This window comes from Mammaliicoccus sp. I-M35 (assembly GCF_022386455.1).
Lineage (GTDB): Bacteria > Bacillota > Bacilli > Staphylococcales > Staphylococcaceae > Mammaliicoccus > Mammaliicoccus sciuri_A.
This window is the reverse complement of record NZ_JAJNIL010000006.1, coordinates 162,296-177,034: the sequence shown is the minus strand read 5'-3', so window position 1 is coordinate 177,034 and position 14,739 is coordinate 162,296. Positions and strand designations below refer to the sequence as shown.

General features: G+C 31.5%; 15 protein-coding genes and 1 riboswitch. Of the genes, 5 read left to right on the top strand and 10 right to left on the bottom strand.

Features of this window, described 5'->3' with window-relative positions; translation table 11 throughout:
- The first annotated feature begins 193 nt into the window (after positions 1 to 193).
- Together LQ679_RS08615 and rnjA are read left to right on the top strand one after the other, a co-directional pair.
- Entirely contained in the window at positions 194 to 406 is a 213-nt protein-coding gene (locus LQ679_RS08615) for a DNA-dependent RNA polymerase subunit epsilon (protein ID WP_025905181.1), read from the top strand.
- Positions 407 to 2,080: a ribonuclease J1 gene (gene rnjA / locus LQ679_RS08610; RefSeq protein ID WP_025905182.1), complete on the top strand. Its 1,674-nt coding sequence runs from the start codon at positions 407 to 409 to the stop codon at positions 2,078 to 2,080.
- 43 nt (positions 2,081 to 2,123) lie between these two features.
- Here rnjA and LQ679_RS08605 read toward each other — a convergent pair whose 3' ends face one another.
- The 3 genes from LQ679_RS08605 to LQ679_RS08595 are packed head-to-tail and all read right to left on the bottom strand — an operon-like array spanning position 2,124 to position 5,176.
- The gene (locus LQ679_RS08605) at positions 2,124 to 2,786 is read right to left on the bottom strand and encodes a potassium channel family protein (RefSeq protein WP_025905183.1); all 663 of its coding nucleotides are present in this window, start codon (positions 2,784 to 2,786) and stop codon (positions 2,124 to 2,126) included.
- 27 nt (positions 2,787 to 2,813) lie between these two features.
- Complete coding sequence (locus LQ679_RS08600; RefSeq protein WP_037587410.1) at positions 2,814 to 3,830, bottom strand: cytochrome d ubiquinol oxidase subunit II; 1,017 nt, start codon at positions 3,828 to 3,830, stop codon at positions 2,814 to 2,816.
- Positions 3,830 to 5,176 (bottom strand): cytochrome ubiquinol oxidase subunit I, encoded by a 1,347-nt coding sequence (locus LQ679_RS08595; protein ID WP_239762486.1) that lies wholly within the window; start codon positions 5,174 to 5,176, stop codon positions 3,830 to 3,832. Before LQ679_RS08595 ends, LQ679_RS08600 begins: the two co-directional genes overlap by 1 nt.
- A 185-nt stretch (positions 5,177 to 5,361) precedes the next feature.
- On the opposite strand from LQ679_RS08595, the gene LQ679_RS08590 reads away from it, so the two are divergent.
- Both LQ679_RS08590 and LQ679_RS08585 read left to right on the top strand, forming a co-directional pair.
- Positions 5,362 to 5,592 (top strand): glutaredoxin family protein, encoded by a 231-nt coding sequence (locus LQ679_RS08590; protein WP_204188701.1) that lies wholly within the window; start codon positions 5,362 to 5,364, stop codon positions 5,590 to 5,592.
- A complete protein-coding gene (locus LQ679_RS08585) occupies positions 5,592 to 6,353 on the top strand; it encodes a metallophosphoesterase (RefSeq protein ID WP_239762484.1) in 762 nt (253 codons plus the stop codon). The genes LQ679_RS08590 and LQ679_RS08585 overlap by 1 nt, the downstream gene beginning before the upstream one ends.
- Before the next feature lie 80 nt (positions 6,354 to 6,433).
- Here LQ679_RS08585 and ptsP read toward each other — a convergent pair whose 3' ends face one another.
- The 7 genes from ptsP to auxA all read right to left on the bottom strand — a co-directional run bounded on the left by ptsP (position 6,434) and on the right by auxA (position 14,136).
- Positions 6,434 to 8,146 (bottom strand): phosphoenolpyruvate--protein phosphotransferase, encoded by a 1,713-nt coding sequence (gene ptsP / locus LQ679_RS08580; RefSeq protein ID WP_239762483.1) that lies wholly within the window; start codon positions 8,144 to 8,146, stop codon positions 6,434 to 6,436.
- On the bottom strand, positions 8,146 to 8,412 hold the full coding sequence (locus LQ679_RS08575) for a phosphocarrier protein HPr (protein ID WP_016912884.1): 267 nt from the start codon (positions 8,410 to 8,412) through the stop codon (positions 8,146 to 8,148). The genes ptsP and LQ679_RS08575 overlap by 1 nt, the downstream gene beginning before the upstream one ends.
- A 136-nt stretch (positions 8,413 to 8,548) precedes the next feature.
- Complete coding sequence (locus tag LQ679_RS08570; protein WP_239762482.1) at positions 8,549 to 9,466, bottom strand: pseudouridine-5'-phosphate glycosidase; 918 nt, start codon at positions 9,464 to 9,466, stop codon at positions 8,549 to 8,551.
- Entirely contained in the window at positions 9,466 to 10,557 is a 1,092-nt protein-coding gene (locus tag LQ679_RS08565) for a carbohydrate kinase (RefSeq protein WP_037587401.1), read from the bottom strand. The genes LQ679_RS08570 and LQ679_RS08565 overlap by 1 nt, the downstream gene beginning before the upstream one ends.
- Before the next feature lie 151 nt (positions 10,558 to 10,708).
- The gene (locus LQ679_RS08560) at positions 10,709 to 11,245 is read right to left on the bottom strand and encodes a hypothetical protein (protein WP_025905191.1); all 537 of its coding nucleotides are present in this window, start codon (positions 11,243 to 11,245) and stop codon (positions 10,709 to 10,711) included.
- A 72-nt stretch (positions 11,246 to 11,317) separates the two neighbouring features.
- The gene (locus tag LQ679_RS08555; RefSeq protein WP_126476970.1) at positions 11,318 to 12,490 is read right to left on the bottom strand and encodes a class I SAM-dependent rRNA methyltransferase; all 1,173 of its coding nucleotides are present in this window, start codon (positions 12,488 to 12,490) and stop codon (positions 11,318 to 11,320) included.
- 347 nt (positions 12,491 to 12,837) lie between these two features.
- The gene (gene auxA, locus LQ679_RS08550) at positions 12,838 to 14,136 is read right to left on the bottom strand and encodes a lipoteichoic acid stability factor AuxA (RefSeq protein WP_239762481.1); all 1,299 of its coding nucleotides are present in this window, start codon (positions 14,134 to 14,136) and stop codon (positions 12,838 to 12,840) included.
- Between the two features lie 147 nt (positions 14,137 to 14,283).
- Here auxA and LQ679_RS14815 point away from each other — a divergent pair, with 147 nt between their 5' ends.
- The gene (locus LQ679_RS14815; RefSeq protein ID WP_255201038.1) at positions 14,284 to 14,409 is read left to right on the top strand and encodes a hypothetical protein; all 126 of its coding nucleotides are present in this window, start codon (positions 14,284 to 14,286) and stop codon (positions 14,407 to 14,409) included.
- A gap of 184 nt (positions 14,410 to 14,593) precedes the next feature.
- Positions 14,594 to 14,698: riboswitch (TPP riboswitch) on the top strand.
- Positions 14,699 to 14,739 lie beyond the last annotated feature (41 nt).

Below are 14,739 nucleotides of genomic sequence, written 5' to 3'. Positions count from 1 at the left end.
ATATGAAAGATTTAGTTAAATATCTTTATTTATCTCTAATTATCATGTAAAATGAACTTATTAAAAAGGTATTTATATATTTTCATATAATTACTTTTAAAAATGTACGGGAATCAAATTTCGAAATTGACAAACCCTAGACTTAAAAACTAGGGCTTTATTTATGTTAATTAACCTAGGAGGATTTATATATATGGCAGTATTTAAAGTATTTTATCAAGAAGACAAAAGTGAAGTAATCGTACGTGAAAGTACACAAACAAAATATTTCGAAGGACAAACTGAAGAACAAGTTAGAAGATATTTATCTGACCGTAATTACAATATCGAATTTGTCCAAAAATTAGAGGGCGCTCATTTAGAATATGAAAAGAAATCAGATCACTTTAATGTGGAGACAATCTAAATGAAGCCTTTACAAAAAAATGAAGTAGGCGTATACGCACTGGGTGGTCTCGGTGAAATTGGTAAAAACACGTACGCCCTCGAATATCAAGATGAAATCATAGTCATCGATGCAGGTATTAAATTCCCTGATGACGATCTTCTTGGTATCGATTACGTGATACCAGATTATACGTACTTAATTCAAAATAAGCATAAAGTGAAAGCTTTATTTATCACTCATGGACACGAAGACCATATTGGTGGTGTCCCATTTTTATTAAAACAAATGAATGTTCCGATTTATAGTGGACCACTTGCTTTAGGTCTTATTAGAAATAAATTGGAAGAACACAATTTATTGAAGACTGCTCAATTAAATGAAATTGATGAAGATTCAGTATTTGAATTTAAACATTTCAAGATTTCATTTTATTTAACAACTCATAGTATTCCAGAAGCATACGGGATTATTGCAGATACACCAGAAGGTAAAATCGTTCATACAGGTGACTTCAAATTTGATTTCACACCTGTTGGTAAACCTGCAAACATTGCCAAAATGGCTCAACTTGGTGAAGAAGGCGTATTATGTTTGTTATCAGACTCTACAAACTCTGAAGTTCCTAACTTTACATTAAGTGAAAAGGAAGTTGGACAAAACGTAGATGAGATTTTCCGTAAATGTTCAGGTAGAATTATTTTTGCAACATTTGCTTCTAATATTTATAGAGTTCAACAAGCTGTTGAAGCAGCCGTTAAATACAATCGTAAAATCGTTGTGTTCGGTCGTTCAATGGAGAACAATATTAAAATTGGTACAGAATTAGGTTATATCAAAGTACCACCTGAAACATTTATTGAACCTAACAAAATTAATACCGTTCCTAAACATGAAATTCTTATTTTATGTACAGGTTCTCAAGGTGAACCAATGGCAGCTTTATCAAGAATTGCTAATGGTACACATAGACAAATCAGTATTATTCCAGATGATACAGTTGTATTCAGTTCATCACCTATTCCAGGTAACACGAAGAGTGTAAATAGAACAATCAATGCATTATACAAAGCTGGTGCTGATGTTATTCACGGTAAATTGTCTAACATTCATACTTCAGGTCACGGTTCACAAGATGAACAAAAATTAATGTTACGTTTAATTAAGCCTAAATATTTTATGCCGATTCATGGTGAATATAGAATGCTTAAGAAACATAGTGAAACTGGTGTGAACTGTGGTGTAGATCCAGATAATATATTCGTATATGAAATTGGCGATGTCCTTGCACTTACAAAAGATTCTGCAAGATATGCTGGTCGTATTCCATCAGGAAATGTATTTGTTGATGGTAGCGGAATTGGAGATATCGGTAATGTCGTAATTAAAGACCGTAAAGTCCTTTCTGAAGAAGGTCTTGTAATAGTTGTTGTAAGTATAGATTTCAAAACGAAACAACTGCTTTCAGGTCCAGATATCATCTCTAGAGGATTTGTATATATGAGAGAATCAGGTCATTTAATTTACGATGCACAACGATTAATCAAGAAAGCTGTTATTGAGAAGCTAAACAATAATGATAAAGTAGAATGGCATCACGTTAAATCTACAATTACTGAAGCTTTACAACCTTATTTATACGAAAAAACAGCTCGTAAACCAATGATTTTACCAATTATCATGAAAATTAAATAAAACATTAAAACACCCGTAATTTCTAAAAATTACGGGTGTTCTTTTATTCGTTTACTAATTTTTTCTCAAATCTATTTAAATCATTGTCATGACCTATCACGATTAATATATCATGAAATTCAATATTTTCATTTGGATCTGGTGCTACGATGATATCTTTACCTCTTTTAACAGCAATGATATTTATACCGTAATTTGCACGTACATCCAATTCTAGTATAGAACTACCAGCAAGTCTTTCCCCTGCTTTAATTTCTACAATTGAATACTCATCAGAGAGTTCTAAGTAGTCTAGTACAGATGCACTAGCAACATTATGTGCGATACGACGACCCATATCTCTTTCTGGATGGACAACAGTATCCGCACCTATTTTATTCAAAATTTTAGCGTGATAATCGTTCTGAGCTTTAGCTGTAACTTTTTTAACACCTAATTCTTTAAGAATTAATGTTGTTAACGTACTCGCTTGTATATTCTCACCTATCGCAACAATGACATGATCGAAATTGCGTATACCTAAACTTTTCATGACCGCTTCATCTGTTGTATCTGCAATCACCGCATGTGTGGCGATATCACTGAACTCATTCACTCTTGCTTCATCTGCATCAATGGCCATTACATCCATATCTAAAGCATTGAGCTCTCTTACAATACTTCCGCCAAATCGGCCTAAACCTATAACTACATACTCCCTACTCATGATATGCCTCCATACTTTATAATAATATTATTTTTTACCTTTAACGTAATCTGCATCAAAGATAAATAATCTTAATAATAATATAAGCGATGGCACGAGTAAAAGTAAACCTAAAATAAATACGATTACAAGCATTAATGCCATTTGATCGTTCACAACTGCTTTATCAATATTGATAAACGGATCTAAAATATACGGTAATTTACTTACACCATATCCAAAGAATGCTGTACCGAATTGTAATAATATCATGATAAATGCAACACCGTGTGCTTTTTTAAAGTATATTAATCCAACAGCAATGATAAAGAATATAATACTTAAACCGAATAACCACCAATAGCTGCCGACTGCATTATTAAAATGCGTTTCATTATGTTGTCTTAAAGATAAGAAAACGAACTGACAAATGATGATCATTGGAATTGCCCATATAAGGAACCACTGTCTCAATAAATGATATGCTTCAGAATCTTTAGCTTTGTTCGCATAAAATGTTAAAAATCCTGATGAAATATATAATACTGAGATAATTGCTAAAAATACGACTGCCCATGCATATGGACTTAATAATAAATCAACCCACTGTAGGTGAACGCCATCACTTGTTTCTTTAATATAGCCACCTTCAGCAATTGTTAAAATGGTTGATAATGATGCCGGAATCAATAAACCTGTTCCACCATATAAGAATAACCATGATAACTTACTATCTTGTCCATAGTTTTCAAATGCGTAAAAGCTACCACGAATGGTTAGTAAAATTAATGCAATACTACCAGGTATTAATAATGTTGACCCGAAATAATATGCAGAGTCTGGGAAGAATCCAACTATTCCTACAAAGAAGAATACGAAGAACACATTTGTTACTTCCCACACAGGGTTTAAATATCTAGAAATCAAGTTATTGATAATATGATCTTGCTTCGTTAATTTAGCGTGAAATGCGAAGAAACCTGCACCAAAATCAATCGCACCAATAATAATGTAACCAAACAGAAAGAGCCAAAGCACTGTAATACCTATATGTTGATAATCCATTATACTTCACCCTTTCTGTCTATTATTTTGTTCACTTCATCAGTCGCTTTACTGTGACTAAACATTCTAATAAGTACATAACTTGATGAAATACCAAGAACTAAATAAAGTATTGCGAATGCAATGAATACAAGTGCAAGTCCATCAGCATTTGTTGCAGCTTCTGCAACTTTTAAGTAACCTCTTAATATCCAAGGTTGTCTACCCATCTCAGCTAAGAACCAACCAAATTCAATTGCAAGCATTGCAAGTGGTCCCGTTAATACTGCTAAATATAAGATTGGTTTACTATATTGTGACCATTTTTTCACCCATTTTAATACAACAAATAAAGCTGAAACGACAAAACAATACACACCAAAGAATACCATCAAATCAAAGAAATAGTGAATGATAAGTGGTGGTGTTTCATCACTCTTAAATTCGTTTAATCCTTTAACTTCAGTATTAAAATTACTATCTGACAAGAAACTTAAAGCGCCAGGAATTTTAATAGCACCTTTAACTTCTTGTTTATCTTCATCTACTACCCCAAATAATACTAGGTCTGCTTTTGATTCACTTTCAAAATGCCACTCCATAGCTGCTAATTTTTCAGGTTGTTCTTGATGTAAGAACTTAGCTGATAAATCGCCTGCTAACATTGCAAGTAAACTCGCAATTAAACCAACTATCATTGTAAGTTTAAGAGCTTTTTTATGATATTCTTTATCGTCTATAAATTTATTCTTAATTAAACGATATGCTGCTATACTTGCTAAAATAAATGCAGCTGTCATAAACGCAGTCGCTATAACGTGAAATGCTCTAATACCGAATGATGCATTAAACATCGCAGCGATTGGATCAATGTTCATCAATTTTCCATTGATAAAATCGAATCCATTTGGCGTATTCATGAAAGAATTCACAGATGTAATAAAGAACGCTGAGAATGTACCACCAATAATTACTGGTAACGTAATTAAAAAGTGCGTCCATTTACCTTTGAATCTATCCCACGTATATAAATAAATACTTAAGAAAATAGCCTCAAAGAAAAAGGCGAATGTTTCCATAAATAATGGTAGCGCAATAACTTGCCCACCTAATTGCATAAATGCTGGCCACAATAATGATAATTGTAGACCAATAATTGTTCCCGTAACTACTCCGACCGCTACAGTAATCGTATACCCTTTAGACCAACGTTTTGCCATTGCTATATACATAGGATTATTGTTCTTAATACCTATGAATTCAGCAATTGCAAACATTAATGGGATCCCCACACCAATTGTTGCAAAAATGATATGGAATCCCAATGTCATAGCAGTTAGTAAACGACTTATAACTACTGCATCCATAATATTCCTCCATTCAACGTTTGTGATATACATCACAATTTAATCTTATTATACAACACTTTAATCATTTGTGAAATGTTTAACATTTACAAAGTAATGACAAATTAATGGCAAAATAGGACATAATCGTTGAACGCTTTAAAAAATCATTTATAATATGTCTATATAAAGTTGAGGTGAAAGCTATGAGTGAAGTTACAATTTATACACAAGACCAGTGTCCCCCTTGCCAATTTGTAAAACAATATTTTAATGAAAAAGAAATTCCGTTTACAGAAAAAAATATAAAAAACAAACAATTTAAAAACGAACTTATCGATCTAGACAGTTTTTCAACACCTACTGTTCTCATTAATGATGAAGTTTTTTATCAAGTTGATATAGAATCTTTTAATAAAGCATTAGGCATTCATTAATGAAGATTCAATTTCCAAGTTCTAAAATTAAAGTCACCACACATTCTATTGATACAAACTTAAAATCAAATCTGAAACTCATTCATATAACAGATTTGCATTTAGGTTATTATTCTAATTTAGAAAATTTATATCAACTTGTACGTCTTATCAATGAGCAAGAAGCAGATATTGTTTGTTTCACAGGTGATTGTTTTGATGATATTGCTCAAATTTCATTTGACCCTTATCTAGTTATACCTTTATTTCGTACAGTTCAATCAAAATATGGAAAGTTTTTTGTTCCAGGCAACCACGATTACGGTTCAAACGGCATTCATACGGTATTAGATATCATGAATAAATCGGGTTTTGAAGTATTGTTAAACAGTTCTTACGTCGTCAACACACCTGACGGTAATATTCAGATTAATGGTATTGACGATTTATGTTTTGGTCAGCCTAACTTTAGCAGTTCATTCCAAGTTCCAAGCTGTCATATAGACTTTAGAATAGGACTCGTACATGAACCAGATAAAGTTAAATTATTAGATCCAAACATCCACTTAGTACTTTCTGGACATACACATGGTGGTCAAGTTCGACTTCCTAAGTTTGGTGCTATTTATACACCAACTTATGGAAAAGTATATAAACAAGGTTTATATCAAATTAGAAATGGACAATACCTTTATGTTAATCAAGGCATAGGTATGACAAGACTTCCTATTAGAATATTTTGTTCACCTGAAATTGCGATATTCAACTTGAACGCTCATTAAAATCTGAAAAGATCATTCACATATAAAAACAGAGCAGTTATCTACTTAATGTTAAGAGATAACTGCTCTGTTTTTTAATTTTAAAGAATTTGATTAACGAGTTCTACAACTTCTTCTTCTGTTGCACAGTTAATTGCTTTGTTCGCTAATTCTTGCATTTCTTTTTGATCTAATTGTTTGATTTGTTTTCTAGCTTTTAGAATACTTGTCGCACTCATAGAGAATTCATCTAAACCTAATCCAAGTAATAATGGAATTGCAGTATTGTCTCCAGCCATTTCTCCACACATACCAGTCCATTTACCTTCTTTATGAGAAGCTTCAATTACTTGCTTAACTAAGCGAAGAATTGCAGGATTATATGGTTGGTATAAGTAAGAAACACGCTCAGACATACGGTCAGCAGCCATTGTATATTGGATTAAATCATTCGTACCAATACTGAAGAAATCAACTTCTTTAGCGAAGATGTCTGCAAGTGCTGCAGTAGATGGAATTTCTACCATAATACCTATTTCGATATCATCCGCAACGTTAACACCTTCAGAAACTAATTTTTCTTTTTCTTCAAGTAAGATTGCTTTAACGTCTCTAAATTCTTTAATAGTTGCAATCATTGGGAACATGATATTTAACTTACCAAATTCAGAGGCACGTAATAAAGCTCTTAATTGTGTTCTAAAGATATCAGTTTGATCTAAACATAAACGAATCGCTCTATATCCTAAGAATGGGTTCATTTCTTTAGGTAAGTTTAGGTAAGATAATTCTTTATCTCCACCTATGTCTAAAGTACGAACGACAACACGTTTGCCGTCCATTTCTTTTAAGACTTTGCTATATGCTTCAAATTGTTCTTCTTCTGAAGGCATATTGTCTCTACCCATGTATAAGAATTCAGTACGGTATAAACCGATACCTTCTGCGCCGTTATTTTTAACACCTTCTAAGTCATTAGGTGTACCAATATTCGCAGCTAATTCTACATGAACACCATCTTTAGAAACAGATTCATCATTAACTAATTTAGCTAATTCTTCTTTTTCAGCTAAGAAGTTTTTCTGTTTTTGTTCGTATGCTTGAACTTCGTCATCTGTTGGGTTAATGATTACATCACCAGATAAACCATCAATGATTAAACTATCACCATGGTTTACGCGATCAGTAATATCTTTAGTACCTACAACAGCTGGAATTTCTAATGAACGACTCATTATTGCTGAGTGTGAAGTTCTTCCACCGATATTTGTCGCAAAACCTTTAACAAACTCTTTATTAAGTTGCGCAGTGTCAGATGGTGTTAAATCTTCACCTACAATAATAACGCTTTCATTGATCATACTAGGATTTGGTAATTCTACACCTAAAATATGTGCCAAAACACGTTTAGAAACGTCACGAATATCTGCCGCACGTTCTTTCATGTACTCATTATCCATATTTTCGAAGATTGTAATGAAGTTTGTTGATACTTCATTTAATGCAGTAGGTGCATTTACTTTGTTATTGCGAATATTTTCTTCAATTGGATTTAATAATTCTGGATCTTCTAACACTAATAAATGCGCATCAAAAATCGCAGCTTTATCTGCACCAAGTTGTTTTTCAGCATTATTACGAATTTGAGTTAATTCAACTTTTGATTGATTAACAGCCGCTTTAAACTTTTCAACTTCGCCGTCTACATCGCTGATATTTTCGCTTGAAAACGATAAGTCAGGTTCAACTAATAAATATGCTTTACTAATAGCCACACCATCAGATGCAGCTATACCTTTTAATAATTCAGACATTATTTAGTTAATCCTTCTTTAGATAATACTTCAGTAATTGCTTCGATAGCTTCTTTCTCATCACTACCCTCAGCGTAGATAGTAATTTCAGCATCTTTACCAACACCTAGGCTCATTACACCCATAATTGATTTTAAGTTAACTTTTTTAGCGTTATATTCTAATTGTACATCTGAATCGAATTTAGATGCAGTTTGAACTAACATTGTTGCTGGTCTAGCGTGAATACCCGTTTCGTCAATAATTACGTATGAATTTTGTTCCATTTTTATTGTCTCCTTCTGATACCTATATTAAATTTGTATAAAATCAAATTTTATCTATACGATTAAAGAATATCAAAAAAACACTTACAATTCAATCAAATTACATAAGTATGCAATTATTTGAGCTGATTATTCTTTATTTTTGGAGGTTCGTGTATTCAACTGCTATTTGTGTACCAATTTTAGCGTTATGTTCAACAAGTTTAATATTTGTTTCTAATGATTTACCGCCAGATTGCTTAACGATTTCACCTAATAGGAATGGTGTAGAATCTTTGCCGTGAATACCTTCTTCTTCAGCTTTAGCAACTGCTTTGTCAATAATACCATTGATGAAACTTGGCTCTAATTGATCTTCTTCTGGTACTGGGTTAGCGACAACAATACCTGTTTCTAATCCTAAGTCCCATTGTACTTCTGCAAGTTTTGCAATTGTACCTACATCATCAATTCTTGTATTTAATTTTAGTCCACTTTCTCTTGTAAAGAATGCTGGAAGTTCATCAGTTTGGTATCCAACTACAGGTACACCTTTTGTTTCTAAATATTCTAATGTTTTGTCTAAGTCTAAAATTGATTTAGCACCTGCACAAATGACAGCTACTTTCGTTTTTGAAAGTTCATCTAAGTCTGCAGAAATATCCATTGTGTGTTCTGCACCTTTATGAACACCACCGATACCACCAGTAACAAAGAATTTAATATCTGCTAATTGAGCACAAATCATTGTTGAAGCCACTGTTGTTGCACCAATTTTTTTAGTTGCTAATATTTCAGCGATATCTCTTCTAGAAACTTTTGCTACATTTTCTGCACTTGCTAATAATTGTAATTCATCTTCGCTCAATCCAATTTTGATCTTTCCATCAATAATCGCGATTGTTGCAGGTACCCCACCATTATCTCTTACAATTTGTTCTACTTTTTGTGCCATTTCTACGTTTTGAGGATAAGGCATACCATGTGAAATAATTGTAGATTCTAAAGCGACAATTGCTTTACCTTCCTCTTTTGCTTGTTCTACTTCTTTTGAAAATTGAATATAGTTTTCCATTATAAAGCCTCCATGTCCTTAATTAATTGTTTTTTATCTAAATCTTGTCTTACTGTATAAGCTGTTTGAATTGTTTTAGATGCATTTGCTTTTGCCAAATCAATAATTTTGTCTATTTCATATGATTTTAACCATCCATAAATTAAACCTGATGTAAATGCATCACCAGCACCTGTTACATCAACGACATTATCGACTTTTTTAACTTCAAATTGACGTTGACCTTCATCGCCATCATAAATAATCTTATCTTTACCCGATGTCACAACTAAGTTCTTCACACCTAGGGATCTAATTTCACCAATGTATTGAATTAATTCTGCTTCTGTTTGTGCATCTTTACCTACAAATGATTCAACTTCATCTTTATTTAATATGAGCCAATCAACCGCATGTAAATTATGAGGTAGACGATTCATTTTAGGTCCGGAAACTGCAATCAATACTAATTTAATCTTTTTCTTCTCTGCATATGAACATAAAAACTCTATCGTCTCTTTAGGACAGTTTAAATCTGCAATAATACATTTTGATTTATTGAGTAAATATGTGTTTTTAATCATAAATTCTGGCGTAATTTTGTCATAAACTGACATGTCCGCAAACCCCATCGTCATACTACCGTGTTGATCTAACAATGCCGTATAACTTCCCGTTGATTCACTAGAAATCTTCTCAACATAATCCACATTCATAAATGGTGATGATAAATCAGAAATATGTTGCCACTCTGCATCATTACCTGAAGTCGTTAATAACAGAACATCTTCACCGATGCGTCCTAAATTCTCAGCAACGTTTCTAGCAACGCCACCAATAGAAGTTTCAGAAGTTACTGGATTTGAAGTACCCTGCACTAATTCGTCTGTAATATGAAATTTCCTATCTATGTTAGCCCCACCAATACAAACAATTGGATTTTGCTCGTTTAACACATATGCTTTCCCTTGAACATATTCTTTCTTAACTAAACCTGAAATAATATTTGCAACTGCAGGTCTAGACAAACCAACTTTATCCGATAACTCTTGTTGTGATATAAAAGGATTCTCTTTAATTAAGTTAAGAATTAATTTTTCATTTTCATTCATCAATTTCACCTCACAAACATTTGTTTATATTTCAAACTTTAGTTTACATTTTGATTATAAAGCGTTTTCAGATTAATTGCAAATATAAAATAAGAAAATTACACAAAAAAAGCTAAGACATTGCAAAATGCCTTAGCTTCTTTTCAATATTTTATTCACCTATAAAGTCTTGAATGACTGTTTCACATTTTTTAATGTGATCTTCACCCATTTTTTTCATTAAATAATAACTAATTGAACCAGCAACTGCTTGTCCAACTAATGGTACCCATCTTGATTGTTTTGCCGCTTCTCTTTTTACGACTGATCTAAATATAACTTTTACCATTGCATTCGTAACTTTTTGACCAATAAACTGGCTACCTCTCATTGCAGCTGATGTTAAAACTTTTTGTTTTAAATCATCTTGCATTTTATTAACTTGTTTATGGCTTAATCCATAAATTTTATTAATATCTTCAATGATATCGCCCATTAATTTAATATCCATACCAACACCAAGTCCTGGAATTGGTACTACATTTGCAGCTGAAGACATTAATGACTTCTTATGAATAAGTTCTTTAGCTTTTTTTCTACGTTCTAACAATTCCTCTTGTGAAGTTGGTAATTCAGAACGTTTCTTTATTTCTTGTATACCAAATGCTTTATTGCCTGCTTTTGTCGTAATTTTATCGAAAATTCCCATTGTTTCCATTCTCCTCACAGTTCGATTATATTCAAACATTATTATAATAATATATACCCGAACTAGGAAATTTTAACCATTTATTTGTACGAATACGACTTTCAAGTATTTACTTGGTTTATAGTGTGGATGACTCTTGAAGTCTTTAGGTAATCCCATTACATCAGAGATTGTATAATCTACACCTAATTGATCTAATGTTTGATTAATCATTTTTTTGAATGCTTTTTGTGGAAAAGCACTTGAATTTGTACTTAACACTAAGTTACCATTCTCGTTTAATAATTCTAATGCACCTTCAATTAATTCAGGATAGTTTTTCTGAACACTAAAAGTCTTTTTCTTATTACGTGCAAAGCTTGGTGGATCAATCACGACAACGTCATAACTTAAGCCATGTCTTAAAGCATATTTAAAATAATCAAATACATCCATAATAAATATATGGTTCTGATTAAGATCCATTGTATTTAAACCAAAGTTTGCTTCAGTTAATGGTCTAGCTCTATTAGCTAAATCCACACTTGTAGTAGATCGAGCATTTTCACTTGCTGCAACTGAAAATGCACCCGTATAACTAAATAAATTCAATATATCTTTATCTTGACTATAGTGGTCTCTTAATTTTTTTCTAACATCTTTTTGATCTAAGAAAATACCTGTCATAGGTCCATCATCAAGGTTAATATTATAGAACATATGGTTTTCTTCTATGACATATGGAAATTCTGGTGCTTCACCCGTTACGAAGTCTGACGCTGTTTCCATTCCTTTAAATCTTCTTTTCTCAAAAATTGATTTATATTCAAAGACTTCTTTAATTGCAGGTAATATTCTATCTTTCAATCGATATATCCCTACTGAGTACCACTGAACTAATAAATGACCATCATAATGATCGATTGTCAGTCCACCAATTCCATCGCCTTCAGCATTAAATAATCTATATGCATTGATTCCATCTACATTTTCATAATATGCTCTATCATTTTTAGCTTCTTCAAATAACTTTACAAAAAAGTTATGATCAATCTTTTCAGTTGAGTCTAATGATAATACCCAGCCTATACCTTTATTTTGTTCACCATAATATGCAGTTGCAATGAATCTTTTTCCTGCATCAACAAGCGCAACTAATTCGCCTTCATCCATTTTAGGCATATCAAAAACGTCGTCTTTTTCTACTAGAGGATACCCTCTTAAATATTTATCTTCTTTTCCTTTTTTGAGCATTAATTGTTTCATTATATATTAGCCATCCTTTCGAAATGTCTCACATATTATAACGTATATTATACAAAACACCAAAAAACAGAGTATTCCCCTTTAGAATACTCTGTTAACCGAATTTTATTAATCAAAATTTCCCCCAGAAAGTTTTGATCCCCTTATATGTAAACGCTTACTAAAGTTAGTATAAAGGATAAGATTATTCCACGCAATACATTTTTTGAATAAATTCATTAAAATAGTTTACTTATTACATATTTAAACTTTTAAATACAGCAATTGCTCGTGCAAATTATAAAATAAAAGACACTTTATTGAGCGCTATGCGCTCAATAAAGTGTCTAATTATATCGTGTAAGATATTAAAATGATTTTTTCAAGTGAATGATAAATGCAGGTGTTACAAATAATAATAATAAAAATGAAATTGGTGTGATAAACACGGAAAATTGTGACGTTTGAATTGCTGATACAAAGAATGTCGTTGCAATTTCAAAGAATAATGCTGAAATAACAAACAACTTACCAAAATTATTTTTATTCTTATAATTTGTCGTGTAGTTGAAGTATGCATATAAAATAATCAATAACATCATAATAAATAATGTTAACCATTCAAAAACGTATTGAATTTGAGATAATTTCCATTCACCTGATAAGAATAAACCATTTCGGTTATTAAACTCTATAAATGTAAATAAGAATAAAACTACAGTACTTATCCATTCTATATAGCTTTTCTTTAACCATTTCGGTCTTCTCATCCATCTTGGAATATCGTCTTCTTCAATTTTAATAATTTCTTTCCATTTTTCATTACGGCGTTTTCTTTTAGCAATTGCCTCTTCAGAATTGAATTTTTCTAAAGTCGCCTGTTTGAAATTCTGTAATTTTTGGTAAAAACCTTCTGCTAAAGTATATATTTTTCTTGTTAAGCGGTTATTTTTAACTCTTGAATATCTTTCTTCATGAAATTGTTCAATGTCTTCATCACTTACTGGTAAAGATCTTCTTAAATATAAACTAATCCAAACTGACATTTGGCTTAGACACCATAATAGAATGAAGAATAAGTTAACACTCATAACGTCTATAGGCTTTACATTTTGAGCATCGATATTATGGTTCATTGCAAATTGTGAAATGAAATAACATAATCCATATGAAATGATAATCCATAAATAATGTTTCTTTCGATGCATTGGATTTAGCTCATTTTTATAAACGACATATCCCACATGAATTGCAAATGGAATAATAAATAAGAAAGATGCAAAACTATATACTTGGAACATGGTCATCATAATAACAATCATTAAAATAATTGTCAGTCCGATATAAAATACAGAAATATCATAATCGTAATGCGTCGTTCTTCTTAAAGTACGTCCTACTAATAATACAAACACACCAAATAGCAATACAATAATTGCTGCGATAACTGGAAAGTTACCAATATAATTGTGCAATATTCTTACTAATTCATCAAAAAAAGCTACAAAAAAGTCCCAAATGTTATTGATATGGATATTACTTGAATCCTTGATATTATAGTCTTTAATACGCGGCGCATTAAAAAGTATAAGTAATCCAGTAATCAAAAGAAATATACCTATAATTCGACTAAAATGAACTTCCCAGCTTTTTTTCTTTATAGCCATGTTCTTCACCTCATTGAACATTATAATTGTTTCATTTTCAATTGTCTTTAATTATATTGAAAATCAGTCCCAAGTACTAGCAAGAAGTTTAATACTTATATGTAGTTGGGTATATAATAATATCATACATTTTAAAGGAGTGTTATTATGACTCATAATGATAAGCATAAAGAAGAAGCAGAAAAAGCTAAAAAGAAAGAACAAGAAAATAAGCAAGACAACAACAAAGGTCAGGATGAAACAAAAGAAAATATACAAGACACATTTGAATAAATGAATTTCATTACCTATCCGGGAGCGAAATCGCAAATTTAGATATATTGTGATTTCGCTCCCTATTTTATTTATAATTTATTTTAATAACTTATAAATCATTTATTTAAGAAATTAATTTCAGTTTTATGATTTACTATTGACAAAAAGATTAATAAGACTTATCGTATGGATAACAAATTAATAAATGCACTAGGGGTGTTTTGAAACTGAGACAGACATGAAAAGGTCTGAACCCTTTGTACCTGATCTAGATGATACTAGCGTAGGAAAGTGTTCGTAAATCATATAATATTCATTTTTAAATGATAACAATATTTTTGTGCGCTT

What these genes read in the sequence shown, in the direction of transcription:
- LQ679_RS08615 (WP_025905181.1), top strand. Translation starts at nt 194, where the DNA reads ATGGCAGTATTTAAAGTATTTTATCAAGAAGACAAAAGTGAAGTAATC.
- rnjA (WP_025905182.1), top strand. Translation starts at nt 407, where the DNA reads ATGAAGCCTTTACAAAAAAATGAAGTAGGCGTATACGCACTGGGTGGT.
- LQ679_RS08605 (WP_025905183.1), bottom strand. Translation starts at nt 2,786, where the DNA reads ATGAGTAGGGAGTATGTAGTTATAGGTTTAGGCCGATTTGGCGGAAGT.
- LQ679_RS08600 (WP_037587410.1), bottom strand. Translation starts at nt 3,830, where the DNA reads ATGGATTATCAACATATAGGTATTACAGTGCTTTGGCTCTTTCTGTTT.
- LQ679_RS08595 (WP_239762486.1), bottom strand. Translation starts at nt 5,176, where the DNA reads ATGGATGCAGTAGTTATAAGTCGTTTACTAACTGCTATGACATTGGGA.
- LQ679_RS08590 (WP_204188701.1), top strand. Translation starts at nt 5,362, where the DNA reads ATGAGTGAAGTTACAATTTATACACAAGACCAGTGTCCCCCTTGCCAA.
- LQ679_RS08585 (WP_239762484.1), top strand. Translation starts at nt 5,592, where the DNA reads ATGAAGATTCAATTTCCAAGTTCTAAAATTAAAGTCACCACACATTCT.
- ptsP (WP_239762483.1), bottom strand. Translation starts at nt 8,146, where the DNA reads ATGTCTGAATTATTAAAAGGTATAGCTGCATCTGATGGTGTGGCTATT.
- LQ679_RS08575 (WP_016912884.1), bottom strand. Translation starts at nt 8,412, where the DNA reads ATGGAACAAAATTCATACGTAATTATTGACGAAACGGGTATTCACGCT.
- LQ679_RS08570 (WP_239762482.1), bottom strand. Translation starts at nt 9,466, where the DNA reads ATGGAAAACTATATTCAATTTTCAAAAGAAGTAGAACAAGCAAAAGAG.
- LQ679_RS08565 (WP_037587401.1), bottom strand. Translation starts at nt 10,557, where the DNA reads ATGAATGAAAATGAAAAATTAATTCTTAACTTAATTAAAGAGAATCCT.
- LQ679_RS08560 (WP_025905191.1), bottom strand. Translation starts at nt 11,245, where the DNA reads ATGGGAATTTTCGATAAAATTACGACAAAAGCAGGCAATAAAGCATTT.
- LQ679_RS08555 (WP_126476970.1), bottom strand. Translation starts at nt 12,490, where the DNA reads ATGAAACAATTAATGCTCAAAAAAGGAAAAGAAGATAAATATTTAAGA.
- auxA (WP_239762481.1), bottom strand. Translation starts at nt 14,136, where the DNA reads ATGGCTATAAAGAAAAAAAGCTGGGAAGTTCATTTTAGTCGAATTATA.
- LQ679_RS14815 (WP_255201038.1), top strand. Translation starts at nt 14,284, where the DNA reads ATGACTCATAATGATAAGCATAAAGAAGAAGCAGAAAAAGCTAAAAAG.